Genomic DNA, 25941 nt, shown 5'->3' with positions numbered 1-25941 from the left:
TGGCCGGAGGGCGTGCTGGCCGGGCCGCCGCCGGTCAGGCCGGATGCCGGTCGGTCCCGGCAGGCCGGCCCGGTCTCGGTAACGTGACCAGGTCACCCCGGTCTGGGTCACCCGGTCTGGTCGGTCGGAGCCAGGCACAGCGCGTGCCCGGGGCGGCGGTGGGTCCGCCCAGGCGACGCATGCCGTGGTCAGAGGCGGGGCGTTGCGGTGTTCGGCGGGGCGTTGCGGTGTTCACAGCGGCGGGGCCGGGACGCCACCGCGCGGGCGACGCCCCGGATCCGCCATCGCCGCCGGTGCGGTCACCGGCGGCGAGTGGAGTAGTTCGCTCCGCTCACTCACCTCCCGGACCGGGGCAGCCGGATGCGCACATCATCCGAAGACACCGGCCAGGCGGCGGTACAGCGACGGCGCCGCGCCGTGAACGCGCGCGGCGGCGGACAGCCAGCGGGGAACCCACACCTCCGCGTCCCCTCGGCCGGTGGCGGTGAGCATGCGCTGCGCCACCAGACCGGCCGGGATGGGACGCGGCCACCGACGCACGTACGGTGCGCCGCGCCGGTGGAAGAAAGGCGTGTCCACAGCTCCCGGTAAACACAACGTGACGCTGATGCCACGTCCCCCGACTTCGGACCGCAGCGCGTCGGCGAAGCCGACCATCGCCGCCTTCGACGCCGAGTACGCGACCTCGCCACGCACGCCCAGCACACCCGCGATGCTGCCGACGAGCAGGATCCGGCCCTGCCCGCGCTCGAGCATCGCCGGCAGCATGGCCCGGACGAGCATCATCGGGGCCAGGACGTTGACCGCGACAAGATCCTGGATTGTGGATGGAGGCATCACGTCGAACGGCCCCGCGGCGCCCAGGCCCGCCGAGCAGATCAGCAGATCCACGTCGCCGAGCAGCTCCGAGGCGCGGGAGGCCACGGTGACCTCACTGCCAGGACCGGCGAGGTCCACAGCTATCCGGTGCCCCTGGGTCGCGGCGGCGACCTCGTCCAGCGCCGCGCCGTTGCGACCTACCAGGAGTGAACGACAGTTCTGATCAGCGAGCAGGAGGGCCGCCTCCCGTCCGATGCCGGAGCTGGCTCCGGTCACCACGGCAGTGCGTGGCGGCCATCCCCTCGACGAGGCGGGTCGCGCGCCGCTGGACACGGCGGCCTGGCTCCCCTCGCGCGCAGCCGCGCGGGGCCGAGCGTTCACAGCCCACCACCTCGGGTCACACGGTCCCCCCCGTGGTCCCGTTCCGGCACAGGTATCACGTCACCTACTGCTTCCGTTTATGTCGCCCTCCAGCATCGGCGTTCCACGTGTGGCGGGATCAGCGTGCACTCCCGCCCACCGCCGGCTCGCTTCGAGCGGCTCCACCATTTCATCGTCCCGAGGCCGGGTCGTCCATCGTCAGATGGACGACATCGGGCCTTGCTCCCTTACCACACATTCCTCAGGTCAGCGGCAGACCAGATGCGGATTCACCTCGCCGAAGCATGTGCCGAATTCCGCCCGGATTTTCCGGGTGGAATGACACAGCATTGACATCTACCGGACATCGAGACGTAGCTCACGCCTGCGGGAGCCACCGCACCTGTCGAACCTGCCGACCATCGGCTACACCCTGCCGTCAGTCCGAACCCATCGCCACCGGATCACCGACGACGACACCGGCGAAGGTGTGCGCCGGAGCCTCCACCGCGTGCGTGTAGACCCCGTCCGGGTAGTAGACGGGGCAGGCCGACGGATCGTCGCCCGGACACGGCGTCATCTCCCGCACGCCGACAACCCTACCGTCCCGGACAAACATGATCGAAAGGGGCAGCACGGTGCGGTACATGTAAAAGCCTGATGTCGTCTCGCCCCCGAAATCAAAGATCATTCCCCGCCCGGGGGGCAGGTGGGTGCGAAACATCAGGCCTTCGCTCCGCTCCGCGTCACTGTCGGCGACCTCGGCCTCGACCGTGAGCCCGCGGACCCGGACGGTGATCGTCGGCTCCGCCGCCGGGCCCGCCGCGTCGCCAGAACTCGCGGTCCCGTCACAGGCCACGACGAACACGGCAGTACCGGCCGTCACCAGAGCATGGGCCGCCCGCGCACGCAACCGTGACGGACCATCCGGGCTTCGCCCGGCACGCCCGGCACGCCCCTCACGGGCGAGGCGCGCGCTACGGGCGCTGGTCCGCGGACGGGTCCGCGGACTGCTCTGGTCCCAGCGCGGCAAGAGCGGCCTCCACGATCAGACGCTGAAGTTCCTCGGGCAGCAGCGGCGCGAACGGTGACAGCGCGCCGACACGGGTCACCGCGGCTGCCAGGCCATCCGCACCGCCGCCACCAGTAAATCCGGTCAGGGCCCGAATGCCTGTCGGACTCCCCACGCCAGTGGTGGTGGCACCCACGACCGGCCGCGCACCCCCCTTTTCCACGACCCACCCCGCCGGACCGCCATACGCGCCCGGACCCGCCGGGCCGCTCGGTGTTGTCACCACGCCACACACCGATGCCCCCGCGGCACCATCCGCCGCGCTCGACGTGCTGTCCGTGGCCGCGGGGCCGCTCTCGGCCGCCGCGACAGGACCGGCGGCGGACCCGTCGCCGGCCTCGCCGCCGCGGCTGCGCAGCTGTTGCATCGCACTGCCCATGACGCCGCTCTGCACACATCCCACCGCGCAGCGGGCCCGCAGGAGCCGGGCCGGGGTGGGTCGCGGGCCGGCCAGCGCCCCGATGATCGCCTCCTGCTGGGAAAGGATGTCGTCCTTACCGATCCGGTGATGCAGCACCGAGGGATCATTCGCGAACGCACAGAGCACCACCCCGGTCTCGGCCAGCAGTCTCACCAGCGCGGCGAGGATCGTCTGCGGCGGCGGCGGAGGGTCACGCCGAGCCAACTCGACCAACTGCGCGAACCCTGACTCGAAGGGCGAAATCAACGCGTCGAGAATCATCTCCTTGGACGAGAAGTGGTAGTAGAGCGCGGCCTTCGTCACTCCGAGTCGTTCGGAGATGTCACGCACCGACGTACCCGCATACCCTCGTTCCACGAAGAGCTCCACGGCGGCCGCGAGGATCCGCGTGCGGGTGTCGACTCCCTGCGAACGCGAGCGTCCGGCGACCACCAGTTCTCACCCCCAGAGGACGGGTCAGGCGCGAATGTTACCCTGACTCTACTTACCGACCGATCGGTAAGTAGAGTACGTGCACGGCGCCCACCGGGACCACCGTCGATCAGCAAGGGCCGTCACCGAGTCACGGACAGTGACGCATCGGCCTTCCAGAACCTCCGAGGGGAGATCATGGCAAAGCTCGCGCGCTGGTGCTTCCAGCACCGCTGGCTCGTCCTGTTCGTGTGGGTAGCGGCTCTTGTCGGCCTGACAGTTCTCGGCCGGGTCACCGGCGACGACTACAAGGACACGTTCTCGCTGCCAGGCACCGACTCCCAGAGGGCGATCGACCTCCTCGAACGTGACTTCCCCGCCCAGTCCGGCGACAGCGCGTCGATCGTTCTCCACGCCCGCACCGGCACGCTGAACGACGCCGCACTCCGGGCCCAGATCACGGACCTGGTGGACGAGCTCGCCGAGCTGCCGCACGTCACCGAGGTCATCGGGCCGTTCAGCCCGCAGGGCGAAGGCCAGATCAACCAGGCCGGCACCACCGCGTTCGCGACCGTCGCACTCGACCTGCCCGGCAACGAGCTCGCCGTGTCCGACATCGAGCACGTGGTCGACACCGCGCGTTCCTATGACCGCGACGCGCTGCAGGTCGAGGCGACGGGACAGGTCGCCGCCGTCACCGAGCAGGCCGAGCAGGGCGCGAGCGAGCTCATCGGCATCGTGGCCGCGGCCGTCATCCTGTTCCTGGCGTTCGGGTCCCTGCTCGCGGTCACCCTCCCGCTGATCACCGCGCTGGCCGCGCTCGGGGTCGGGCTCAGTCTCACCGTCCAGGTGTCGCACCTGACCTCGGTCGCCGAGTTCAGCACGATGCTGGCGACCCTCATCGGGCTGGGTGTCGGCATCGACTACGCCCTGTTCATCGTGAACCGCCACCGCATCGGCCTGCGTGCCGGTCGCTCGCCCGAGGACGCTGCCGTCAACGCGGTCAACACCTCCGGCCGCGCCGTGATCTTCGCCGGAATGACGGTCTGCATCGCGCTGCTGGGCCTGTTCGCCCTGGGTGTCACCTTTCTCTACGGGGTCGCGCTCTCCGCCGCCCTGGCGGTGGCGATGACCATGCTGGCCTCGGTGACGCTGCTGCCCGCCCTGCTCGGCTTCTACGGGCGCAAGGTGCTCAGCCGCCGCGAGCGCCGCCGGATCGACGCGAACGGGCCTGAGCCCGAGCAGCCGTCCGGCTTCTGGTGGCGGTGGGCCAAGGGAGTCGAGCGTCGCCCGGCGATCCTGGCCGTGGTGAGCGCCGCGGCGATCGCCGTGATCGCGATTCCCTTCTTCTCCCTGCGGCTGGGATCGTCCGACCTCGGCAACGGATCAGAGAGCAAGAGCACCAAGCGGGGCTATGAGCTGCTGGCCGAGGGCTTCGGGCCCGGGTTCAACGGCCCGTTCATCCTCGCCACCGAGATCTCGGGCCCGGCGGACCTGCAGACGTTCGAGCGGACCATCGAGGCCGCGAGGGACACCGAGGGCGTCGCGTCGGTGACCCCGCCGAGGGAGAGCCCGAACGGCCGCGCCGCGATCGCCACGCTCTACCCGTCCTCCAGCCCGCAGGCGCCGGAGACCGCGGAGCTCCTCGAGCGGCTGCGTGACGACGTCATCCCGCGGGCGACCGCCGGTGCGGCGCCGGTCTACGTGGGTGGTGGCACAGCGACCTTCGAGGACTTCGCAGCGGTCCTGGCCGACAAGCTGCCGCTGTTCATCGGAATCGTCGTCGCACTCGCCTTCATCCTGCTGGTCGCCGTGTTCCGCAGCCTGCTGATTCCCCTCACGGCCTCGCTGATGAACCTGCTCGCCGTCGGCGCGGCGTTCGGCGCCGTTGTCGCGGTGTTCCAGTGGGGCTGGCTCTCGGACGTCTTCGGTATCAGCCCGGGGCCGATCGAGGCATTCCTCCCGGTGATGCTGTTCGCGATCCTCTTCGGCCTCTCCATGGACTACGAGGTCTTCCTCGTCAGCCGTATGCACGAGGAATGGGTCGCCCGCCGCGACAACCGCATCGCGGTTTCGCTCGGCCAGGCGGAGACCGGTCGCGTCGTCTCCGCCGCCGGCGCCATCATGACCCTGGTGTTCGCGTCGTTCATTCTCGGCGACGAGCGGGTCATCAAACTGTTCGGCCTGGGGCTCGCCCTCGCCATCGCCATCGACGCCTTCGTCATCCGGACGATTCTGGTGCCGGCACTCATGCACCTTTTCGGCCGGGCGAACTGGTGGCTGCCCCGCAGCCTCGACCGGGTCATCCCGCACCTGTCGGTCGAGTCCGCGGACGATCTCCCCGAGGTCGACCCGGAGGGGCTCCCCCTCGGGCTCTCCGACGAGGTCCCCCAGCAGCCACACGGGTCCACCGAGGCCGAGCGCACCCACTGATCCACCGGCTGGCCGGACTCGGGCCCGGCCAGCCCCCTTCACCCCGGTTCAGCTGCCCGCCGCCCGGCTCGCTCCCCTGCCCGTCAGGGGCCCGCGAGCCGGGCGTCGCGGTTCCGGGGGCGGGTTCCCCTCCCGGGGCTGTCCGGTCCCGGGGGCTGTCCGGCCTGCCCGGTCCGGGTGGCCTGCCGGCCTGGTGACGCCTATCCGACCTGGTGGCTGTCCGCCACGGTCAGCGCCTCGTCCAGGATCGCCAGACCGAGCCTGACCTCCTCCGCGGTCGTCGTACAGGGCGGCGCGATGTGGACCCGGTTGGACTGGATGAACGGCCAGAGCCCACGTTGCCGGCAGGCCTCCGTGAGGGCCGCCATCGGCCGCGCGTCCGGCCCGGTCGCGTTGAACGGGACGAGCGGCTCGCGCGTGCCGCGGTCGCGGACGAGTTCCAGCGCCCAGAAGGCGCCGAGGCCGCGCACCTCGCCCACGCACGGGTGCCGCCGCGCGAGCGCGGCCAGTTCCGGCCCGATGACCTCCTCGCCCAGCCGCCGGGTCCCGGCCAGGATCCCCTCCGCCTCGAAAACGCCGATGGACGCCACCGCCGCCGCGCAGCCGAGCAGGTGACCTGAATAGGTGAGCCCGCCCGGATAGGGCTGCTGCGCGAACCTCTCGGCGATGTGCGGGGCGAGGACGACACCACCGAGCGGGGCATAGCCGGAATTGACGCCCTTGGCGAAGCAGACCAGGTCGGGGACGACGTTCCAGCGGTCGACGGCGAACCATTCCCCGCAGCGCCCGAACCCGGACATCACCTCGTCGGCGATGAAAACGATGCCGTGGGCGGTGCACAGTTCGCGGACGCCGGCGAGATATCCGTCCGGCGGCACCAGGATGCCGTTCGTCCCGACGACCGGCTCGATCATGATGGCGGCGATGGTTCCCGGGCCTTCCAGCTCGATCACCTCGGCGAGGTGCGCCAGCGCGCGCTCGCCTTCCTCACCGGCGTTCGCGGCGTGGAACGACGAGCGGTACAGGTAGGGGCCGAAGAAGCGGACGACACCCGGAATTCCGGGTTCGCTGGGCCAGCGCCGCGGCTCCCCGGTCAGCGTGATCGCGCCGGCGGTGGCCCCGTGGTACGACCGGTACGCGGTGAGGATCTTGTGTCGGCCGGTGGCGAGCCGGGCCATCCGCAACGCGTTCTCGGTCGCCTCCGCGCCACCGTTGGTGAAGAAGACCCGGTCGAGATCACCAGGAGCCCGGTCGGCGATGAGGCGCGCCGCCTCCGAGCGCACGGCGTGCGCGTGGAAGGGCGCGATCGTCACCAGGTCGCGGGCCTGGGCCACGACCGCCTCGACCACCGCGGGGTGCTGGTGGCCGATGTTGGCGTAGACCAGCTGCGAGGCGAAGTCGAGGTAGCGCCGGCCGTGCTCGTCCCAGAACCAGCTTCCCTCGGCACCGGCCACCACCAGCGGGCGATGGCTCCCCTGAGCGGACCACGAGTGGAACACATGCCGGTGGTCATCGGCGCCCGCCGTGCTGGCATCGGTCACGTCGCCTCCAGAACCACCGGGTCTCGGGCATCCGCCACCGGGGTGCCGTCTGGAGTATGCATCTGACCACACGCATCGGATCCCCCGCCAGCGTCGTCGACGGGCGGTGCGGCACAGTGAGGGAGATCGCCACCAGCCCTCGTCGCGGCACCGGCAGGCACCGGCACCGGCACCAGGGCCGGGATCGGCGTCGAGGTCGAGGTCGAGGTCGGCGTCGAGGTCGGCCGGTCGGCCGTCACGGAAGGGAGTCCCATGTCCGTCCCCGCAGCGTCGCCGCCGACGCCCACGACCTCCGGGCGTCCACTGCGGGTCGTGATCGCGCCCGACTCGTTCAAGGGGTCGATCCCGGCCACCGACGCGGCGGCCGCCCTGGCCAGCGGCTGGTCCGCGACCCGCCCGGACGACACCGTGGTGACGATCCCGATCGCCGACGGCGGGGAGGGCACCCTCGACGTGTTCGCCGCCGCCGTCCCCGGCGCACGCCGGCAGCGGCGCGACGTGACCGGGCCGGACGGACGCACCGTGCCCGGCGCCGCCTGGCTGACCCTCCCGGACGGGTCGGCCCTGGTCGAGCTCGCCGAGGCCAGCGGGCTGCCGCTGATGCGGGAACCGGATCCGCTCGGCGCGCACACCACCGGCCTCGGCGAGCTGATCGACGCGGCGCTGGACGAGGGCGCCCGCAGGATCCTGGTGGCGCTCGGCGGCTCGGCGTCCACCGACGGCGGCACCGGCCTCCTGGAAGCCCTCGGCGCGCGCTTCCTGGACGCCGCCGGCCGGCCGCTGCCCCCCGGTGGCGGCCCGCTGGCCGACCTGGCCGCCGTCGACCTGCGCGGGCTGCGCCCCGGGCCACCGGATGGTTTCCAGGCCCTGGTCGACGTCGACGCTCCGCTGCTCGGCCCCACCGGCGCGGCGGCCGTCTTCGGCCCGCAGAAGGGAGCCGGGCCGGAGCAGATCGCCCGGCTGGACGCCGGGCTGGCGCGCCTCGCCGACCTCATGCCCGGCAGCATGCCCGGCAGCGCCGGGGCGGACGGCCAGCTCGCCACGCGGCCCGGGGCAGGTGCGGCCGGCGGGACCGCCTACGGGCTGGCCGCCGCGCTCGGCGCGACGCTCGTACCCGGCGCCCGCACCATCGCCGAGCAGGCGGCCCTGCCCGCCGCGCTGGCACGGGCCGATCTGGTGATCACGGGTGAGGGGCGCTTCGACCGGACGTCGACAGGGGGCAAGGTGGTCGGCGGCGTGCTCGACCTGGCGGCGGCGGCACGGGTACCCGTGCTGCTGGTCGCGGGCCAGCTCGACGGGCCCGTCCCGCCCATGGTCAGTGAGGCCCTGGCACTCGTCGACCTGGCCGGGGACCGGGCGGCGGCCATCGCCCGGCCGGGCCACTGGCTCACGCGTGCGGGGACCCTCCTGGCCGCGTCCCGCCGGCTGGTGGCCTGAGGCTCATCCGCCGCCGGGGCTCGGCGTCACCTCGATCGGCTCGAAGCTCTCGCCGGTGACGTCGACGTCCGCGGCCCGCAGGTTCGCCAGCGCCTCCCGGGCGAACTCGTTGGTGTAGGCGGGCCCGGCCGGGTCGGCGCGCAGAACGGCCCGCCCGTCGGCGTTCCGGGTGCCCCGGGCGATCTCGACCGTCCGTTGCCAGGACGCCTGGTCGATCACGCCGATGCCCTGCGGGGACGGCCAGACGAGCTTGTTGACCTCGTTCATCTGCCAGAGCTGGTGGCTGGCGCCGAGCTGCGAACCGGCGGCGACAACCAGATCGCGACACTCCCGCGCGTTGTCCCGGCAGTACGCCCAGCCCCGCAGGGAGGCCTCCAGGAACCGGGTGGTCGTCCGCCGGTAGGCCGGGTCGCTCTCCAGCCTCGGAGTGGAAGCCCAGACGGCGTCCTGCAGCATGGCGGTGCCGACGTCGTTCCAGTCGATGACGGCGAGGTCCTCGGAGGTGTAGAGCCTGCCGGTACGGGGGTTCTCCGCCTCGAGGATCTGGGCGTACTCGTTGTAGCTCATCGCGGCGGCGGCGTCGATCTCGCCCGACAACAGCGCTGTGACGTCGAACTCCTGCTGGACGAGGGTCGCGTCCGCGCCCGGGTCGAGCCCCGCTCCGGCCATACCGGCGAACAGCTCGAACTCGTTGCCGAAGCCCCAGGTCCCGACCCGCCGGCCGCGCAGGTCCGCCGGTTGGCGGATGCCCGCGTCGGCGAAGCTCACCTGCCACGTCCCCGAACGCTGGAAGATCTGGCCGACGTCGGTGATCCGCGCGCCCTGCTCACGCGCGGCAAGGGCCTTGGGGACCCAGGCGATCGCGAAGTCCGCCCTCCCCTGGGCGAGGACCTCCTGCGGCACGATCTCGGTGCCGCCCTCGAGGATCTCCACAGCCAGGCCGACGTCCGCGTAGAAGCCCTTGTCGCGGGCGGCGATGTAGCCGGCGAACTGCGCCTGGGTGAACCACTGCAGCTGTAGCCGCACCGCGGTGACCGGGACGCCGGCATCCGGGCCAGCGCCGCTACCACCGCTACCGCCGAGGCCGGCCGCGCCGGCCGCGGTGCGGGTGTCGTCGCGCGGGTCGCAGGCTGCGAGCAGGGCACCTGCCAGCAGGGCTGCGAGCAGGCACGCCGTGAGCGCGGCGGCGCGAGGTCGTCTCATCGTGCCTGTTCCGGAAGAATGCGGAAGGTCCGTCATCAGACTGTAGGCAGGATCAGCCGCCGTTCGGGCGGGAATCCGCGGTGCCGGAGCGGGCCGAGGCGGGCGGCGCGACCGCCCCGGCCGGCCCGGCGGGCGGCGGGGATTCGGCGGGCACCAGGTAGCCGTGCTCGAGATAGCCGGCGCCGTGGTGCTGACCGCGCAGCCCGGCCGCCGCGCGCACGCGGCGCGCGTGCAGAACGGGAAGCACCTCCCCGACCTCGGACAACGGCGTGAACGCACAGTTGATGATCTCGTTCATATCGAGGCGGATGCGGTCCCGCCAGGCCGTCGGCAGCAGCCCGCCGTCGAAGACGAAGAGCAGCATGTCGCCGACCCGCCCGTCGGACGCCCAGTCCACGACCAGCAGCGGCCCGATCGGCGGGACGATGCCGATCTCCTCCTCCACCTCGCGGACACAGGCCGCGTACGGCGACTCACCGGGTTCGATGAAGCCACCGGGAATGTCCCAGCCGGGCTTGTAGGACGGCTCGACCAGCAGCACCCGGCCCTCCTCGTCGAAGAAGAGCGCCCCGGCGGCGGCCCGGGGCCGGGCCATCGGCGGGCCCCCGTTGCCGTTCTCGGTGGCCTTCCACCAGTCGACGGGCTCCGGCTGGGCCACCACGTCGGTGGGGGGGGCGGCGCCGCCGGGGCCCGCGCGGCCCGGGGCACCGCCACCGTTCGCGGCGCCGTTCGCCGCACCGGGTGCCTCGCCCGCCACCGCACCCGCGACCCCCACCACACCACCGGACCGGGCGGCACGCGCGCCACCCTCGCCCCCCGGGGCCGGCGCCAGGGTCTGACCGGGCATCGAGGCGGTTGGCCCGGACATACGCAACGCGGTCACGGAATGTGACGAATGGTCTGGCTGGCGGGAGCCGGCAGTCATGATGGTCCCTTCTGCCGCTACGGGCAAACTAGCTGCTACTGGGCTTATTACACGAATCCTCGGCGGTTTCCGACATCGGCTTGCGCACTGTCAGCCAGATGTCGGGCCTGGCACCGACACAGCCGGGTGCGGGGCGCGCGCGGCCGAGCACCTGAAACACATCGGAAACCTCGAGGCCGCCCACGCAGGTCAGAACAGACCCTCTCCTTCCCGGAGGTTCCCGTTCCCCCGCCTGCCGCGTGGCGAATACTTGAATTGTGAGCATCGACACGGTGGGGATGGGCGGTCTCGTGACGGAGTGGACAAGAGTCCGCGAGGAGCGGCGGATCTTCGAGGACGAGGCGGTCCTCGCCCTGGACAAACCAGTCGGGGTGTCCGTCATGGGCGAACGGCACGACACCGATCTCGTCACCATGGCTCGGGCCGCCGGCGAGGAGCTCTTCCCGGCGCACCGGATCGACAAGGTGACCTCCGGAGTCGTCCTGTTCGCCAGGGAGTTGCGCTTCCACGGCGACCTCACCCGGCAGTTCAACCGCCGCACCGTGGAGAAGGCCTACCTTGCGCTGACCCGTACCCGAGGAGTCCCCGAGACAGCCACCATCGACCTCCCGCTCAGCGTGGGCCGCAAGAACCGGGTGCGCATCGCGGCCAACCGTGCCGACATCGTCGCCCTGCCCGCCGGCGCCGGCCACTCAGCCCCCGACAGCGGCCACTCCGCCCCCGACAACGGCGGCGCCACCTCCGACGGCGGCGGCATGCTGTGGACGGTTCCCGCGGCCAAGACGTTTCCGCACGTCAGGACCTATCCGTCCATCACCCGCATCGCCCGTGTGTGGCAGGGCGACCAGCACACGCTGCTAGTGGCGCGTCCGATCAGCGGCCGCCGGCACCAGATCCGGGTCCACCTCGCCTGGGTCGGGCACCCCATCGAGGGCGACCCGCTGTTCGAGCGGGCCCCCGTCACCCGCACGTTCCTGCACTCCTGGCAGCTGGCCTACGACGCGGCCTGGGACGGTGGTCGCCGCAGGTTCACCGAGGCCGCGCCCGGGGCGGACTTCTGGGCCGCGCTGGACCCCGCCGAAGCGGCGGCGGCCGCCGCCGCCCTCGCCGGGTTCACCGCCCCGGCAGCCTTCTGAGCAGCTCGACTGCCTTGTGGCTCGACCGCCCGTAGGCGGACTTCAGGCCCGGCGGCCGGGTACCGTGGCGCCGCCGGGGCCGAGGTGTCGTGCCGCGAAGGCGGCGAAGGCCCTGGCGTCGGCCAGCGAGCCACCCGGCGGCCGTGGCGTTCCGGCGGCGTAGTCCCGGAACAGGCGGGGGAAGCGCCCGTCGAGCTGGTCGACCAGGTCGGGCAGGCGGTGGGCCACCCCCCACAACCGCTTCTCGACCAGCGCCGCGGCCTGGGCCTCGACCCGGCCCGCGTCGAATCCGGCGGGGAGGGGTGCCCCCGCGACGAGGGCGGCCAGCAGCGCGCGCTGGGCTCTCCCCAGCTTCCTCCGGTCACCCACGCCGCCGGGCGTGCTCCGTCCCAGTGCCGCTCTCCCCCAGCCCGCCCAGCTGTCTCGGCCAGGACGCCGGGGCGGGCGCCCGCCGGACGACAGAGCCGGTGCGACCGCGGCCGTCACCACTCGGTCCGGGGATGGCGGGTCCACGGGTGACCGGCTCGGGGAGGCCCGGCCGCAGTGGCGGTCAGCCGCCGCGCGGAGCGAACATGATGATCGCCATGCCGGCAAGGCACACCGCGGCGCCGACGACGTCCAGCCGGTCCGGGCGATAGCCGTCGGCGACCATCCCCCAGACGATCGAGCCCCCGACGAAGACGCCCCCGTACGCGGCCAGGATGCGTCCGAACTCGCCGTCCGGCTGCAGCGTCGCCGCGAACCCGTACAGGCCGAGCGCGATCACGCCGGCACCGACCCACAGCAGGCCACGATGCTCACGCACGCCCTGCCACACCAGCCACGCCCCCCCGATCTCGAGCAGGGCGGCGACCGTGAAGAGTGCGAGGGAGCGAACGACAGTCACAGGCATGCTCCTTCGGCGGACGGCGGACGGCGGACGGTGCCGATCGCACGATGCCCGGGCAGTCGGACGTCCAGAGCATGCGGCACGTGCACCGCGACGGTAACCATCCCGGCTGACCGCCCGAAAGACGAGTGCTCACCTGCCAGCGGCTACCGCCCGGAGTCTGCCGGATGGCTGGCTCCCAGAACTCATTAGGGCAGTCGGCGGTGCTGCTCGCGCAGGGGCGCCGGTCAGGTGCCGCAGGGCGATGCAGCCGGGCCGGGCGAGACCGGGATCGACGCTGGCCCGCAACGCCCCGGCAGGCGCACCCGGCTGATCAGGCAGCGGGCGCGCGCAGAACTGCCGGCCCGCACGCCTGCAGTGATCAGGCGGGCGGGCCGGCAGATCCTCGTCCGGCCGGGTCAGGCCGCTGGTGCCGTGGTTGCCGGAATCGACGCGGACGGCGTCGCGGACGTGGCCGGGGAGGCCGGGGAGGCCGGGGAGGCCGGGGAGGCCGGGGAGGCCGGGGAGGCCGGGGAGGCCGGGGAGGCCGGNGGCCGGGGAGGCCGGGGAGGCCGGGGAGGCCGGGGAGGCCGGGGAGGCCGGGGAGGCCGGGGAGGCCGGGGAGGCCGGAGGGATGGTCGGCAGCCGCAGGACGGACCCTTCCGCGCCGGTGACGACGGTGACGTCGACCGGTGTGGCGTTCGGGGTCAGCGCGTTGGCCGCGCCCCCCGAGATCCGGACGGCGACGCGGTGGCCGGCGGCGAACTGGTAGTGGTTCGCACGGATACCGATCTCGAACGTCGTGACCGCGCCGACCGCCACCGGAGTCGGCGACGTGTGCGACGCCCGGTGGCTCGCTCGGAGGAACCCGTCATTCACCAGCGTGGTCGTCCCGTCCGCGGCCACGTCGAGGAGTTCGACATAGAGATTCGCGTCGCCACCCGACAGCGAGGCGCGTAGGCGCAGTGTCGGATGACCGAAGATGGCCCTCGGCTCGGTCAGCGGCGCGGTCCGGAAGGTGACCGAGCCCCCGGGAGCCGTGGGGTCGGCCGGCTGGTGAAAGGTCGGCGCCCCGGCGGATTCCGCCGGAACGGATGACGCACTGCCCGCGCCCACACCCGCGCCTGAACCCGTGCCCGTGCCCGTGCCCTGGCCGGCGGCCTGTTCCGACAGGGTGCCCTCGGCGGTGAGCGAAAGGGTCCGGGTGCCCACGGTGTTGCGAGGGCTGTAGTTCACGATCTCGCGCCAGCCGGCGCCACCTGCGTCGGGCCGCTCGTAGCTGACAAAGGTCGGCCTGGGCGGAATGGGGATGGCGGGCAGCTTCTTCACCCAGTGGTCGAACCAGGCGAGCAGCAGGCCGGGGGCGAGACCCGCCGGGTCGCAGAGCCCGGTGCAACCGGGGAAGGCGATCGGCGAGCGGTGCGGCCACGGGCCGTAGACAGCCCAGGTGCGGTCGAGGGCGCCTTCGATGTTGGCAAGAGTGCCGGAACGGAAATAGCCGTCAATCCAGCCGCCCATGGCGAGTACGGGCACCTTGATTCGGTCGTACCTGCCGGCGAAGGACCGGCTCTGCCAGTAGTCGTCGAAGGTCGGGTGCTGGCGGTTGGTGGCGTACTCGGCGGCGGCGTCGATGCGGCCCTGGCTCAGGAACTGGGCGGTGGGCGGCCAGTTGTCGATCGCGCCGTTCTCGGTGGTCTTGATACCGCCGGGGTAGATAACGTCGTCGTAAAGGCTGGCCGGCGACTGGAGCGGGGCGACGGCCACCAGGTGCGGGGCCTGCTCGATGGCCGCTCCGTAGCTTGTCTGTCCGCCGTAGCTCTCCCCGAACATGCCGATCCGCCCGTCGGAGAACGGCTGGGCCGCCAGCCACTCGACCAGGTCGCGGGCGTCCTTCCGGTCCTGCGCCGATCCCGCGTTCTGCCAGGTGCCCCCGGACCTGCCGGTGCCGCGGACGTTGCAGATCAGGGTGTTGTAACCCCGGGTCACGAAGTACTCCGCCTCGCCCTCGTAGGAGGTTCGAAGCTCCGCGTAGGGCGTGAACTCGACCACCAGACCGGGGAACCTCCCCTCGGCAGGCGCGCCGTTCGTCGCCGGCCTCAGCAGCGAGCAGTCGAGCGCGGTGCCGTCCGTGACGGGCACCGACACCGTGGAGCGCGTCGACGCGAAGGTCGCCTCCCGGGTGTAACCCCACCAGGCCCGGGTGACGCTCGACAAGGGCGCGGACGTGACCCCGGGCGTTCCGCCCGGGCCCTCGCCGCCGCCCGAGGGTAAGCAGCCCGCCAACGCCATCACCATGGCGGCTGTGACCGCCAGAGCGGCCCCGATGCGCCCAGCTGCCCGGGATCGACGTACGCCTCGCCGACGTTGCCTAGGCATCCGTTTCCTTTCCTGCCATAACCGCCCCGACCCGATCAGGTAGCAGCACTGAGCTCAATCCAGCTCCCTCATCTGACACCCCATGCCAAATTGTCATGATCAGGCGAGAGCATAGGGCTGCCGAGCAGGCCGGACAATCACCCGATGGTGCCTCCAGCGGGCGCCATAACCAACGCGTCGAACGCACTCGACGGCCTTGCTTTCTCGCGTACTCCGTCTCGTCAGCGCGGCTGCGTCGGCAAAGGAACTGCCACGTCTTCAGCAGTGAGCCCTACGGCGCGAGGCCTCGGTCCCCCGGCGGGTACGGTGTTCCGGAGCCCTCGGCGATGATCTACAGCTGGGAGAGGTCGATCGTCGCGGGAAAGGGGGCCGACACCGTGACCACGCCAGCGTGGACGTCGCCGTCCCGGTAGATCCTGGTGGCCGGATCGAGGACGTAGGTGTAGACGAGCGGGACACCGCCGGCGGGCTGCTCGATCCGCCAGTAGTACGTGATGCCGGCCCTCGCGTACTCTCCGGCCTTCACGAACCGGTCGGTGGACTCGGAGCCCGGCGAGACGATTTCGGCCACGAGCAACACGTGATCCGGGCGGGCCGGCATGATGTCGATCGTGTCGGCGCGGTAGACGAGCACGTCCGGCCGGCGGTTGGAAAGCGGTACGTCCTGGAGACGGAGATCGAAGTCGGTGTCGGCGTTCCACCGCGGCCCGCCGGCCGAGTCCAGCGCGTTCGCGACGATCCTGGCGAGCCGGTTGTGTCGTCTGGAAGCACTGGGAACCACGACGACCATCCCGTCCACGATCTCGATGCCCGCGCACTGCTCCTCGGACCACGAGTCGTACTGCTCGGCCGTGATCTGCTCATGCATCCAGGCGGGAGCGATCATCTCCCCGGCGATGACGAACCTCCTCAGCCGACACGACCGGCTCAGTTCCTACCGGCCAGCGTAACGCGAGCGTGCCGCTGGTCCCGGCGTGCCGATGGAAGCAGCGGCACGCTCACGCCTGAGATGGCCTGAGCAGCGGGCCCGCGGCGGAGCCGGGTGCACCCTCGGCGGCAATACGTTCGCGGCGTCGCCCTCCCCACTCCCCCAGTGGGCGGAGGGCCTCGTTGAGTGACGTGCCGTGCTCGGTGAGGGAGTACTCGACCCGAGGCGGGACCTCGCGATACACCTCGCGATGGACCAGGCCGTCCTCCTCCATCTCGCGCAGGTGCTGGACCAGCATTTTCTCGCTGACGCCAGGAAGGCCGCGCCGCAGTTCACCGAACCGCCGGGTTCCGTGGCTGTTCAGCTCCCAGAGGATCAGTGACTTCCATTTCCCGGAAACCACGTCCATACCGGCATCGATGCCACAGACGTAGGGACCGCGCCGTGCACTCGTCACCATCAGACCCTCCACTCCGCCCAGCTGGACACTGACTTCCAGGTAAGTACTGAACAAAATAGTAGGTACTTGCCGGCGGGAAGGGTTCACAGGGAGGGTCGATACGGCGCGCCAGTCAGACCACCGAACAAGAGCGAGGAACACTCCATGACTACCCGTACGACCTTCCTGGGCCTGGGCGCGATGGGCAGCGCGCTCGCCGCCGGCCCGGCCGGACGCACCATGATCAATCTGACGACGACGACACCGGGCCAGGCCCGCGAGCTCGCCGCCACGGTGGACGCCGAGGACTACGCCGGGGCCGGCCAGCAGAGCCTCGAGTTCACCGAAGCCGCGCTGGCCTCGTTGGTGACGGCCAGCCTCGAAGCGGGCGTCCAGGTCGACGTGCTGCGGCCCGTCCACGACATCGTTCGCCGGCAGATCGCTGCCGGACACGGCCGGCAGGGCACCGCCCGCATCTTCGAAGAACTCAGGAGCACCCGATGAGCGGCGAGGGCGACCTGTCTCCTGTGACGGTCATCGGCCTTGGCCCGATGGGCCGGGCGATGGCCGCGTCCCTGCTGCGGTCCGGCCATCCGGTGACGGTGTGGAACCGTACCGCGCGGCGGGCCGACGACCTCGTCGCCGGCGGCGCCACGCTCGCACCCACCCCGGCGGCCGCGGTCGCCGCCAGTGAGCTGACCATCCTCAGTCTCACCGACTACCAGTCGATGTACGACGTTCTCGGCCCGGTCGCCGGGAGTTCGGGGACCTCCGCTGTTCCTGACCGCGCTGGCGTTCCTGACGGCTCCGGCGTTCTTGACGGCAGGGTCCTGGTCAATCTCAGCTCGGACACGCCCGACGCCTCCCGGCACGCGGCGGCCTGGGCAGCCGGACACGGCGCGACCTTCGTGACCGGAGGCGTGATGGTGCCCGCGCCCGCCGTGGGCGGCCCCGGGGCATATGTGTTCTACAGCGGGCCGCGCGCGGTGTTCGACGCCCACGAACCGATGCTCAGGCTGATCGGCGAGCCCAGGTACCTCGGGGAGGACCCGGGGCTGGCCCAGCTCTTCTACCAGGCGCATCTCGACGTCTTCCTCACCGCCCTGTCGAGCCTGCTCCACGCGACCGCGCTCGTCACCGCCGCCGGGGTCCCGGCCGCCGACTTCCTGCCCGGTGCGCTGGACACCCTCACCGCCATCCCGGCGATGATCGGAGACGGAGCGGACCTCGCCCGACGGCTGGAGGCCGGCGAACACCCCGGAGACCTCAGCACGGCGCGGATGATGGGCACGACAGCAGACCACATCGTGTGGACGAGCGAGAAGGCGGGCATCGACACCCGGCTGCCGAAAGCCGTCAGGGCGCACTACGACAAAGCCATCGCCGCCGGCCGCGGCACCGAGAACTGGACCGTTCTCTACGAGATGCTCGAAGCCGGCGACTGAGCAACGACCAAACCGAGGGTCCTGACCTGGACAGGTCCGTGAGCTGGATCCGCCGGGTGGCCCAGCCCTTCGAGGCCGGCCGCGCAGTCGAACACCGCTGCCATGTCGGGGACAGCCGCCGTGTGGTATGTGGCTACCCTGCGATGTCGCTCTGCGCGGCCAAACCGAGGAGGACTGTCCTGATGGCGGCGTCGAGGGACTCGCGGAACGGCGGATTCATGAAGGCCAGAGTCGGCTCGACCTGGTAGGCGGCGACCAGGGCGGGCGCGGGATGGCCGCGGGTCCACAGCGCGCCGACGAGTGCGATGAGCAGACCGGCCGCCTGCGCCGATCGCGGCTCGTCGAGCTCGGGAACGAGACGGCGGAACAGGGCGGCGAGCCCGACCATGCTGTCCCGTGCCCCCCGCTTGTACCGAAGCGCCACGTCCGTGGAGACGTTCCGTTCCAGGACGGCAGCCTGGGCGCTGAGGAGTTCACACAGCATCGGATGGGCGTCGAACGACGCGGCGAGCCCGGCCGCCAGGTCGCCGGCCCGAACGGACACCGGAGCCGACGGGTCGACCGTCGGCGGGAGCTTCTCAGCGATCTCGACCAGGAACCCGGCGGCGGCGGCGGCCAGCAGGTCGAGCAGGACCGCCTCGCGCGACTCGAAGTAGCGCAGGACGTTGGACTTCGCCAGGCCCACCCGGCGGCTGAGCTCGTTGAGGCTCATTGCCGACACCGGCATCTCGTCGAGCATCGCGGCCGCCGTCCTGAGGATGCCCTCACGGCGTTCCGTGCGCTGCACCTCGCTCCTCGCGCGCTGGAAGGCTGCCGCCCTCGGCGACCGGCCACCCTCCGTCCGCTGTTGGAAGGAACTGTCATGGCTCACAAGGTCGCCCTGGTCACCGGCGCCTCCTCAGGCATCGGTGATGCCACCGCCCGTCGCCTGCACGGGGCCGGCTTCGTCGTGTACGGCGCCGCTCGACGCGTCGAGCGGATGGCGGAGCTCGCCGCCGCGGGCGTGCGCACCATCGCCCTCGACGTCACCGACGAAGCCTCCACCCAGCAGGCTGTCACCGAGATCCTCGCGGCCGAGGGCCGCGTCGACGTGCTCGTCAACAATGCCGGCTACGGCTCGTACGGCGCGGTGGAGGACGTCCCGATGTCCGAGGCCCGCGCCCAGTTCGACGTCAACCTCTTCGGGCTCGCGCAACTCACGCGGACGGTGCTGCCGATCATGCGCGCCCAGGGCAGCGGCACCATCATCAACATCAGCTCGATGGGCGGTCGGTTCGCCACTCCCCTGGGCGCCTGGTACCACGCCAGCAAGTTCGCCGTCGAAGGTCTCAGCGACGCGATGCGCCTGGAACTGAAGCGCTTCGGCCTCGACGTCGTCCTCGTCGAGCCCGGCCTGATCCGAACGGAATGGGGCGCCATCGCCGCCGACAAGCTTCGTGCCACCTCGGGACACGGCCCCTACGCAGAACAGGCCGGCGCCATGGCCGCATCGTTGGAGGGCGGCTCACGACCCGACGCGCGGCGGACCTCGCCGCCCACCGTCATCGCCGACGCCGTGGCGAAGGCCGCGACCGCCCGTCGCCCCCGCACCCGATACACCGCCGGCTACGGCGCCCGCCCGCTCATCCTGCTCAGCCGGGTTCTGCCGGACCGGATCTTCGACGCCTTCATCAAGCGAACCTCCGGCACACCAGCCTGACGATGTAGGGGTCGTGCACCTGATCGTGTACGGCAGCCCGCTCGCGCGCACGAGCCGTTCGCCGCGGCGCTTCCAGTCGCGGGACGAACTGCGCGCCTTCGAGAACCGACCAGCCCCGCCCGCGCCGGTGCCCGACTTCGGCGCCCGGTTCAGAACACCACCCGAGCGTTGCCGAACGGGCTGTCCGGGGGCAGGTCGAGGCCGGCGCGGCCGGACAGGTGCAGCATCATCTCGACCGCGTCGGCCCGGACGATGCCTGCGCTCGGGCCTGATCCGACCTGCCAGGTACCGCCGGCCGGGCCGTCGAGGGCGAGGGTGACGGCCGGGCCGGGCCACTGCCGGTCCAGGTCACGGACGACCTGGGCGACGATCTCGTGGTCGTGGTCACCCACCACGAACTCACGGTCGGTGGCCCGCGCCACCTCGAGCCGGTGCATCCAGGTGTCACGGGCGGCCAGGATGTCGAAGACGTACCGCATCCCCTTCTCCGGCAGCGGCGGCTCGGGGAAGAACAACCGCACCGGTGCGCGCCGGACGGGAGCCGGCATCCGCCGGACCGCGCGGATCCCGGCCGCGGCGAACACGTCGAGCTGGGCGGCGACCTGCGCGTTGCTCCGGTCGGCGGTGTCGTCGAGCTGGACCTGGTTGTGGCCGTCGAGCACGATGCGGTCGCGGTAGCGGCGGCGGGCGACCCACAGCCGGCGCAGCAGTGTCCCGACCCGGGCGAACTCCTCGTACTGGCCCCCGACATGCGCGACGACCTCCCGGACCCGCCAGCCGGCACTGGCGGTGTCCCGCTGCCAGTCGACATCGTCCAGCGACGCCACGAGAGCGCGGAACGCGGCGGTCTCGGCCTCCGTGACCCGCGCGGCGTCGTCTCGCTCCAGCGGCCTGTGCGTCAGAACGGCAGGGCTGTCATCCGGCGTGGTCATGTGGCTCCCCCATGTCGTCGCTCCCCGGTCCGCCCGGCGGAGGTGGTGCCTTGCTGAGGTGGTGCCCTGCTGAGGTGATGCCCTGCTGGGATGGCGCTTGTTTCGCTGCCCGGCCGTCAGGCGGCGTGCGACGGCTCGGCGACGGCGCGGGTCTGCGGAAACGTCGTCTCGTAGGCATCGGCGAGGGCGCGGAGCAGGCCGGCGCCGTCCCCGTGGAAGCTCGACCCGTGCATGATCGCCAAGGTCGTCGGGTTGAGGTCGGCGAGACGTCGCAGAGTCGCGGGCACAGCCGGCCCGAGCGAGCTCGATCTGAACAGCTCCTCGGTCCGCATCGCGGCGTCGACGACCGAATCCGAGGTCAGCGCCGCCGGGTTGCCGTCCTGGGCGCCGAGGTCGCCGCAGAACAGCGTCCCGGTCTCCGTCTCGAACAGCATCCGGGACTCCCAGTTGTGCGGCACGTGCGGGGTGTCGAGATGGCGGACACGCCGCCGGCCGGCCGCGTTCCCGGCACCGCCGAGGTCAAGCTCCTCACCGTCCGCGAGGGCACGCGGCGGCCGGGCCGCCGCGTCACCGAACGACGTCAGGACCCCGATGGTGCTGTGCACGACCTGCGCAGCGGGGGCGACGGCCAGGAAGTCGTTCATGGCCCCGCACTCGTCGGCCTCGAAGTGCCCGCTGGCGATCCACCTCAGCTCGGACAGCGGGACGATCCGGGCCACCGCCTCGGACACGGCACCGAACAGCGCGTGCATCCCGGTGTGGTAGATCAGCGGCTCGTCGGCCTCGATGAGGAACTGGTTGAAGGTGAAGCCGCGCGGGCCGACGTCCGGCACGTAGGTCGAGATCCGGTGGATACCCGGAGCGATCTCGTGGGTGGTGGTCATGGCTGGGACTCCGTTCGGGAGGCGTCTGGTGCCACGGCGAACCGGGCGACGAAGACGTCGATGAGGGTGGGAAGCAACGTGGTGAACGCGCCGTTGTCGAAGTCCTCGTGGGGGGCGTTCGCGAGCTGCTGGCTGATGACGCCGGCGATCAGGACGCTCCAGAGCCGGATCACCTCGTCCACGGGCGTGTCGGCGGTGAGCAGCGAGCGTTCGCGCAGGCTCGTGAACATCTCGCCGAGCCAGTCGATGTGGCGCACGGCCGGCTCGTACGCCTGGTCGGACGGCCGGTAGCCGGGCACCGGCCGCCAGAACATCAGCTGCGCGGAAGCGGGGTTCTCGATGGCCCACCTGGTGAACGCCTCGGCGCGCCCGCCCAGGAACGCACGCAGCTCGGCACGCCCCTCGGGGACGCCGGGCGTCTCGACCGCCGCCGACAGCGCACGCCAGCCACGGGCGAAGATCTCGTCGTAGAGCGCGTTCTTGCTCGCGAAGTACACGTACAGGGACGGCGGACGAATACCCATCCGCCGGGCGACCTCGCCCAGCGACAGCCCCGCCGCACCCTGCTCGCCCATGATCGCGATGGCAGCGTCGATCGCCTCCTCGATGGTCTCGAGGCGTCGACGCTGCCGGCGGTCGACGTTGGCAGCGGGAACGGTTGGCATGACCCCAGGTTTCCCTAATGGCATTAGGAAGTCAAGTGAACAGTAGGAAGTACGATCGGCATTCGTTCTCTTCCGGATCGGCATACGCGTCGGCGTCCCCCTCGGGAGCAGCCGGGCAGGGCCGGAGCACCAGCCGATGGTTCCGAATCCGCTGTCCGGCCGGCGGCGTGGTGATAGATCTGTCGCGTGCCCCATGAGGAAAGCCCGGGCGGGAGAGATTCCCTGGCTCGGCTGGTCGCCGCTGTCGACGAGTGTGTCGAGCGGTTCACTTCGACCAGAGACGGCGACGCGGTGCTGGCTGAGGAGGCGCTGGGCCGTGCCCGCCGCCTCGAAGCGGCGGCCGACGCCGCTGACCTGGCCGAAGGCGACTTCCGGCTGACGGCCGACTACACGCTGGGCCTGTTCTTCCACTACCGGGTGATCGCCGCCGAGCCGCGTGCGGGTGGGCCGTCGAGCCTCGAAGACGTCGCGGCCGCACTGAGCCGGTTCGCCACCGTCTACCAGCTCGCTCCGGACCTGCTACCGGACGGTCTGTTCGAGGTGTGCGCGACGATGACGCCGCCGCGGGCGGAGTTCGTGGCGGCGTGGAACTCCCGGGCCACCGTGCTCATCGCCCGGGGCCGGGTGACGGGCGATCTTGACATCGTGGACGACGCCGTCGGCCTGCTGCGGCTGGTGGTGGAACACGCCGATGCCGTGCCATCCCTCGCGGACCCCGGCGGCGCCACCGCGGACCCCGACCGCCGCGCCGGCTATCTGACCAATCTGGGGCTGGCGCTACGGACCCGCGGCCGGCGCAGTGGGCTGCTCGGCGATATCGACGAGGCCGTCAGGGTCGGCCGGCTGGCTGTCGAGACGGCCGTCACCGAAACGGCTCGGCGCTCGTTCCGGTCCAACCTCGGTGTGTCGTACACCGCGCGGTTCGCGTTCAGCGGCGAGCCGTCCGACCTCGACCAGGCCGTCGAAACCCTGCGCACCACCGCCACCACCACCACCACCACCACCGATGGCCCGGCCGCCGGGGCGAACGAGGTCGGCCGGATGTCGAACCTGGCCGCCGCTCTGGGCAGCCGCTTCCTCATCGGCGGCGACCAGCGCGACATGACCGAGGCGATCGAGCTGCTCGCCGAGGCCGCCGTCCTGGCTCCGGACCCGGCGAGTCAGGCCGAGTGCCTGTCGAACCAGGCCGCGGCGCTGTTGAGCCGGTACACGGACAGTGGCGACGGCGCCGATCTCGAGCTCGCCGTGGACGTCGCCCGCGAGGCCGTGCGGATCGCCGGGGACGACCCGGCCAACGGTCACGTCATGCGCAACAACCTGGCCCTGGCACTGCGGTCCCGCCACCAGCGGGATCCGAGCCGCGCTGACCTCGACGAGGCCGTCGACCTGCTCCGCGACGCCGCCGGCGATCCGGCCGCGGTACCGGTGGAACGCGCGGGCCACCTGTCGAACCTGGCGTCAGCGCTGCGGGTACGGGCGTCGAGCCACCCGCTGGCCGGCGCGCCGGAGCCGGCCCGGCGCGACCTGGACGAGGCGGTGGACGCGTCGCGTCAGGCGATCAGCCTTGTCTCGGCGGACGGACCGGCGGCGGCGCGCTACCAGTCCAACCTGTGCGCCGCGCTGTCCCGCCGCGCCGACCTGTGCGCCGACACGGGCGCGGACGCCACCGGCCCGGACCAGGCGTCGAACCGGGACGCGGCGGTCGAGGCCGGCCAGACGGCGGCTCGGCTCGTCCGCCCCGACGACCCCGGCCGGGCGGCGATCCTGGCCAACGCCGCGCTGGCCCTGCTGCGCCGGGACGGACCCGGCGACCGGGAGCGAGCCGCCGCGGTCTACCGGGACGCGGCCGGGACGACGTCCGCCCCGCCACTGGTCCGGGCGATCAGCGCGCACCAGAGCGGCGGCATCCTCGCGGAGCTGGGCCAGACTGACGCGGCGGTCGACGCGTTCGAGCAGGCCATCGCCCTGCTGCACGCCGTCACCGACATCCGTCTGTCCAGCCGGGACCAAGGCCGGCACCTTCTGGAGCTGGCCAACCTGGGCAGCGCGGCCGCGGCGGCCGCGCTGTCCGGCCCGGAGGCGCTGTCCGGCCCGGGGGCGTTACGCGCGCTCGACCTGCTCGAACGCGGCCGGGGGGTGCTGCTCGCCCAGCTACTGAACTCCCGTGACGAGCTGACAGCCCTCGCGGCGAGCCACCCGGACCTGGCCGCCGCCGTCGTCCGGACCGGACGCGAGCTCGACCGGGGCGCCTCGCCCGACCAGCCGTGGACGTCCGCCCGCGCGGCCCGCCGGGCCCGGTTGCTGACCGAGCGGGCGCGGCTGCTTACCAGGATCCGCGCCGAGCCCGGTTTCCGGCGGTTCCAGCTCCCGCCCGAAGAGGAGCAGGATCTGACCCGCTGCCCGGTCGACGGCCCGGTCGCCGTGCTGAACCTCGCGGCCCACCGCTGCGACGCGCTGCTGGTCACCCCGGCCGGCGTCCGCTCGGTCGAGCTGCCCCGGCTCACCCACGCCGAGGCGACGCGGCAGGCGAACATCCTGCTCGCCACGGCTGACGAGGGCGGCCCGGACGCCGAGAAGGCCCTGGAAGGCGTACTGGAGTGGATGTGGACGACGTTCGTCGCCGACGTCCTCGACGAGCTCGGCCTACCGGCGCCGCCCCCGCCCGGCGCCGACCCCGACGCCGGTCCGCCCCGCGTCTGGTGGATCCCGACCGGTCCGCTGGCCGTCCTGCCCCTGCACTGCGCCGGCCCGCGTCCGACGGAGACCGGCGACGACCCGCCGGCCGCGCTGGACCGCGCGGTGTCGTCCTACGCCCCGACCCTGCGCACCCTCGCTCACGCTCGTGGCCGCGACAACCGCTCCGGCCTGGGCGAGCGAGGCCTGGTCGTCGCCGTCCCGACGGCGCCGGGCTACCGGCCGCTGCCCGGCGCGGACCGGGAGGGCACCACCGTCCGCGACCTCACCGACGCCGCGACGCTTCTCGACGGCCCTCACGCCGGCCGCGACCGAGTGCTCGCCGGGCTGGCCACCGCAGACTGGGCCCACTTCGCCTGCCACGCGACGACGGACGCCACCGACCCGTTCGACAGCCACCTGGTCCTGGTCGACGGCCGGCTGACCGTCCGCGAGATCACCGCGTTGCCGGGGCGGACGGCCACGTTCGCATTTCTGTCCGCGTGCACCACGGCATTCGGCGGCACTGGTCTGGTCGACGAGGCGATCCACGTGTCGTCGGCCTTCCAGATCGCCGGCTATCCGCATGTGGTCGGGACACTGTGGGAGATCCGCGACCGGGCCGGCAGGCAGGCCGCCGGCTGGACGTATCCGGAGATCGCCGGCCGGGGCCCGGCGCAGGCGGTGCACGCGGCCACTGTCCGACTACGCTCTCGCTATCGCCGGCAGCCGTCACGGTGGGCCGCCCACGTCCACCTCGGTCCGTGACCCGACGGCATGGTGATCGGGCGGCATGGTGATCGGGCGGCATGGTGACTGCCCGGCGTGACGAACTGCTGGCTCCGGTTCCGGGGCCGGTTCCGGGGCCCACACGGCCGAGGCCCCGCATCCGGCCACCCGGCGGATTCGCCGGCTGCGGCGGTGGGACATGTCGTCCGCCTGGGCCGCCCACATCCACCGCGGCGCCTGGAGTTTCGCCGCCGGCCTGGTCAGTGGCCCAGCTTGTCCTTGGTCTCGGTGACGGTCTCGCGGACCCGCTTGGGGATCGGGACCTCCGGTTCGGTGCCCGCCTTCGTGCCCCGTCTGGGGTCCAGGACGTCCAGCGACGCCACCGCGTCCCGCAGCGCCTCTGTGTCGTCGCCGGCGGCGGCGATCGCTAGAACCGCGTTCTCCGCCCTGCCCCACCCCTCCGGCGTCAGCTCCCAGAACGGGACGTGGTCGAGCAGGTCGGCGGCATCATCGCGGAACTCCTCATGGACAGCGGGCAGGTGCAC

At 72.2% G+C, this 25941-nt stretch carries 23 protein-coding genes; 7 read left to right on the top strand and 16 right to left on the bottom strand.

Annotated elements, in window-relative coordinates:
• Positions 1 to 369 precede the first annotated feature (369 nt).
• The 3 genes from B207_RS0126285 to B207_RS0126275 form a co-directional block, all read right to left on the bottom strand.
• On the bottom strand, positions 370 to 1098 hold the full coding sequence (locus B207_RS0126285) for an SDR family NAD(P)-dependent oxidoreductase (RefSeq protein WP_018639657.1): 729 nt from the start codon (positions 1096 to 1098) through the stop codon (positions 370 to 372).
• A gap of 520 nt (positions 1099 to 1618) precedes the next feature.
• Entirely contained in the window at positions 1619 to 2065 is a 447-nt protein-coding gene (locus B207_RS35755; RefSeq protein WP_018639656.1) for a DUF192 domain-containing protein, read from the bottom strand.
• Between the two features lie 91 nt (positions 2066 to 2156).
• Positions 2157 to 3104: a TetR/AcrR family transcriptional regulator gene (locus tag B207_RS0126275; protein WP_018639655.1), complete on the bottom strand. Its 948-nt coding sequence runs from the start codon at positions 3102 to 3104 to the stop codon at positions 2157 to 2159.
• 177 nt (positions 3105 to 3281) lie between these two features.
• On the opposite strand from B207_RS0126275, the gene B207_RS0126270 reads away from it, so the two are divergent.
• A complete protein-coding gene (locus tag B207_RS0126270) occupies positions 3282 to 5516 on the top strand; it encodes an MMPL family transporter (RefSeq protein ID WP_018639654.1) in 2235 nt (744 codons plus the stop codon).
• A gap of 200 nt (positions 5517 to 5716) precedes the next feature.
• On the opposite strand, the gene B207_RS0126265 is transcribed toward B207_RS0126270, so the two are convergent.
• Positions 5717 to 7057: an aspartate aminotransferase family protein gene (locus B207_RS0126265; RefSeq protein ID WP_018639653.1), complete on the bottom strand. Its 1341-nt coding sequence runs from the start codon at positions 7055 to 7057 to the stop codon at positions 5717 to 5719.
• Between the two features lie 252 nt (positions 7058 to 7309).
• Here B207_RS0126265 and B207_RS0126255 point away from each other — a divergent pair, with 252 nt between their 5' ends.
• Positions 7310 to 8494, top strand: a complete 1185-nt coding sequence (locus B207_RS0126255) for a glycerate kinase (protein ID WP_018639651.1) — start codon at positions 7310 to 7312, stop codon at positions 8492 to 8494.
• A 3-nt stretch (positions 8495 to 8497) separates the two neighbouring features.
• On the opposite strand, the gene B207_RS0126250 is transcribed toward B207_RS0126255, so the two are convergent.
• On the bottom strand, positions 8498 to 9697 hold the full coding sequence (locus tag B207_RS0126250) for an ABC transporter substrate-binding protein (RefSeq protein WP_018639650.1): 1200 nt from the start codon (positions 9695 to 9697) through the stop codon (positions 8498 to 8500).
• A gap of 52 nt (positions 9698 to 9749) precedes the next feature.
• Complete coding sequence (locus tag B207_RS37300) at positions 9750 to 10544, bottom strand: NUDIX domain-containing protein (protein ID WP_230205231.1); 795 nt, start codon at positions 10542 to 10544, stop codon at positions 9750 to 9752.
• Between the two features lie 356 nt (positions 10545 to 10900).
• Here B207_RS37300 and B207_RS35745 point away from each other — a divergent pair, with 356 nt between their 5' ends.
• Positions 10901 to 11758, top strand: a complete 858-nt coding sequence (locus B207_RS35745; RefSeq protein WP_051102681.1) for an RluA family pseudouridine synthase — start codon at positions 10901 to 10903, stop codon at positions 11756 to 11758.
• A gap of 42 nt (positions 11759 to 11800) precedes the next feature.
• Here B207_RS35745 and B207_RS35740 read toward each other — a convergent pair whose 3' ends face one another.
• From B207_RS35740 to B207_RS0126215, 5 genes are all read right to left on the bottom strand, one after another.
• Positions 11801 to 12127, bottom strand: a complete 327-nt coding sequence (locus B207_RS35740) for a hypothetical protein (protein WP_018639647.1) — start codon at positions 12125 to 12127, stop codon at positions 11801 to 11803.
• 181 nt (positions 12128 to 12308) lie between these two features.
• On the bottom strand, positions 12309 to 12644 hold the full coding sequence (locus tag B207_RS0126230) for a YnfA family protein (RefSeq protein ID WP_018639646.1): 336 nt from the start codon (positions 12642 to 12644) through the stop codon (positions 12309 to 12311).
• Between the two features lie 135 nt (positions 12645 to 12779).
• Entirely contained in the window at positions 12780 to 14915 is a 2136-nt protein-coding gene (locus B207_RS39005) for a CocE/NonD family hydrolase (RefSeq protein WP_456095356.1), read from the bottom strand.
• 418 nt (positions 14916 to 15333) lie between these two features.
• Complete coding sequence (locus tag B207_RS0126220; RefSeq protein ID WP_018639643.1) at positions 15334 to 15888, bottom strand: Uma2 family endonuclease; 555 nt, start codon at positions 15886 to 15888, stop codon at positions 15334 to 15336.
• A gap of 112 nt (positions 15889 to 16000) precedes the next feature.
• A complete protein-coding gene (locus B207_RS0126215; protein WP_035742438.1) occupies positions 16001 to 16390 on the bottom strand; it encodes a winged helix-turn-helix transcriptional regulator in 390 nt (129 codons plus the stop codon).
• A gap of 144 nt (positions 16391 to 16534) precedes the next feature.
• Here B207_RS0126215 and B207_RS0126210 point away from each other — a divergent pair, with 144 nt between their 5' ends.
• Positions 16535 to 16873, top strand: coding sequence for an imine reductase family protein (locus B207_RS0126210; protein WP_018639640.1), 339 nt, complete (start codon positions 16535 to 16537; stop codon positions 16871 to 16873).
• Positions 16870 to 17814: an NAD(P)-dependent oxidoreductase gene (locus tag B207_RS0126205; RefSeq protein ID WP_018639639.1), complete on the top strand. Its 945-nt coding sequence runs from the start codon at positions 16870 to 16872 to the stop codon at positions 17812 to 17814. The genes B207_RS0126210 and B207_RS0126205 overlap by 4 nt, the downstream gene beginning before the upstream one ends.
• 133 nt (positions 17815 to 17947) lie before the next feature.
• On the opposite strand, the gene B207_RS0126200 is transcribed toward B207_RS0126205, so the two are convergent.
• The gene (locus B207_RS0126200; RefSeq protein WP_018639638.1) at positions 17948 to 18601 is read right to left on the bottom strand and encodes a TetR/AcrR family transcriptional regulator; all 654 of its coding nucleotides are present in this window, start codon (positions 18599 to 18601) and stop codon (positions 17948 to 17950) included.
• Positions 18602 to 18676: 75 nt separating this feature from the next.
• Here B207_RS0126200 and B207_RS0126195 point away from each other — a divergent pair, with 75 nt between their 5' ends.
• The gene (locus tag B207_RS0126195) at positions 18677 to 19513 is read left to right on the top strand and encodes an oxidoreductase (protein WP_018639637.1); all 837 of its coding nucleotides are present in this window, start codon (positions 18677 to 18679) and stop codon (positions 19511 to 19513) included.
• Between the two features lie 149 nt (positions 19514 to 19662).
• Here the strand turns inward: B207_RS0126195 and B207_RS35730 are convergent, their stop codons facing one another.
• From B207_RS35730 to B207_RS37295, 3 genes are all read right to left on the bottom strand, one after another.
• Positions 19663 to 20445 (bottom strand): maleylpyruvate isomerase family mycothiol-dependent enzyme, encoded by a 783-nt coding sequence (locus B207_RS35730; RefSeq protein WP_018639636.1) that lies wholly within the window; start codon positions 20443 to 20445, stop codon positions 19663 to 19665.
• Positions 20446 to 20561: 116 nt separating this feature from the next.
• The gene (locus B207_RS0126185) at positions 20562 to 21329 is read right to left on the bottom strand and encodes an oxygen-binding di-iron domain-containing protein (RefSeq protein WP_018639635.1); all 768 of its coding nucleotides are present in this window, start codon (positions 21327 to 21329) and stop codon (positions 20562 to 20564) included.
• Complete coding sequence (locus B207_RS37295; RefSeq protein WP_018639634.1) at positions 21326 to 21994, bottom strand: TetR/AcrR family transcriptional regulator; 669 nt, start codon at positions 21992 to 21994, stop codon at positions 21326 to 21328. Before B207_RS37295 ends, B207_RS0126185 begins: the two co-directional genes overlap by 4 nt.
• 186 nt (positions 21995 to 22180) lie before the next feature.
• Between B207_RS37295 and B207_RS0126175 the strand changes: the two genes are divergently transcribed.
• A complete protein-coding gene (locus B207_RS0126175; protein WP_018639633.1) occupies positions 22181 to 25435 on the top strand; it encodes a CHAT domain-containing protein in 3255 nt (1084 codons plus the stop codon).
• A 221-nt stretch (positions 25436 to 25656) separates the two neighbouring features.
• Here the strand turns inward: B207_RS0126175 and B207_RS0126170 are convergent, their stop codons facing one another.
• Positions 25657 to 25941, bottom strand: a complete 285-nt coding sequence (locus B207_RS0126170) for a CATRA system-associated protein (RefSeq protein WP_018639632.1) — start codon at positions 25939 to 25941, stop codon at positions 25657 to 25659.

The organism is Parafrankia elaeagni (assembly GCF_000374165.1).
Lineage (GTDB): Bacteria > Actinomycetota > Actinomycetes > Frankiales > Frankiaceae > Parafrankia > Parafrankia elaeagni.
Note: the sequence above shows the minus strand (reverse complement) of the source record. Positions and strands in the feature narration are given on the sequence as shown.

What these genes read in the sequence shown, in the direction of transcription:
- B207_RS0126270 (WP_018639654.1), top strand. Translation starts at nt 3,282, where the DNA reads ATGGCAAAGCTCGCGCGCTGGTGCTTCCAGCACCGCTGGCTCGTCCTG.
- B207_RS0126255 (WP_018639651.1), top strand. Translation starts at nt 7,310, where the DNA reads ATGTCCGTCCCCGCAGCGTCGCCGCCGACGCCCACGACCTCCGGGCGT.
- B207_RS0126250 (WP_018639650.1), bottom strand. Translation starts at nt 9,697, where the DNA reads ATGAGACGACCTCGCGCCGCCGCGCTCACGGCGTGCCTGCTCGCAGCC.
- B207_RS37300 (WP_230205231.1), bottom strand. Translation starts at nt 10,544, where the DNA reads ATGCCCGGTCAGACCCTGGCGCCGGCCCCGGGGGGCGAGGGTGGCGCG.
- B207_RS35745 (WP_051102681.1), top strand. Translation starts at nt 10,901, where the DNA reads ATGGGCGGTCTCGTGACGGAGTGGACAAGAGTCCGCGAGGAGCGGCGG.
- B207_RS0126220 (WP_018639643.1), bottom strand. Translation starts at nt 15,888, where the DNA reads ATGATCGCTCCCGCCTGGATGCATGAGCAGATCACGGCCGAGCAGTAC.
- B207_RS0126215 (WP_035742438.1), bottom strand. Translation starts at nt 16,390, where the DNA reads ATGGTGACGAGTGCACGGCGCGGTCCCTACGTCTGTGGCATCGATGCC.
- B207_RS0126210 (WP_018639640.1), top strand. Translation starts at nt 16,535, where the DNA reads ATGACTACCCGTACGACCTTCCTGGGCCTGGGCGCGATGGGCAGCGCG.
- B207_RS0126205 (WP_018639639.1), top strand. Translation starts at nt 16,870, where the DNA reads ATGAGCGGCGAGGGCGACCTGTCTCCTGTGACGGTCATCGGCCTTGGC.
- B207_RS0126195 (WP_018639637.1), top strand. Translation starts at nt 18,677, where the DNA reads ATGGCTCACAAGGTCGCCCTGGTCACCGGCGCCTCCTCAGGCATCGGT.
- B207_RS35730 (WP_018639636.1), bottom strand. Translation starts at nt 20,445, where the DNA reads ATGACCACGCCGGATGACAGCCCTGCCGTTCTGACGCACAGGCCGCTG.
- B207_RS0126185 (WP_018639635.1), bottom strand. Translation starts at nt 21,329, where the DNA reads ATGACCACCACCCACGAGATCGCTCCGGGTATCCACCGGATCTCGACC.
- B207_RS37295 (WP_018639634.1), bottom strand. Translation starts at nt 21,994, where the DNA reads ATGCCAACCGTTCCCGCTGCCAACGTCGACCGCCGGCAGCGTCGACGC.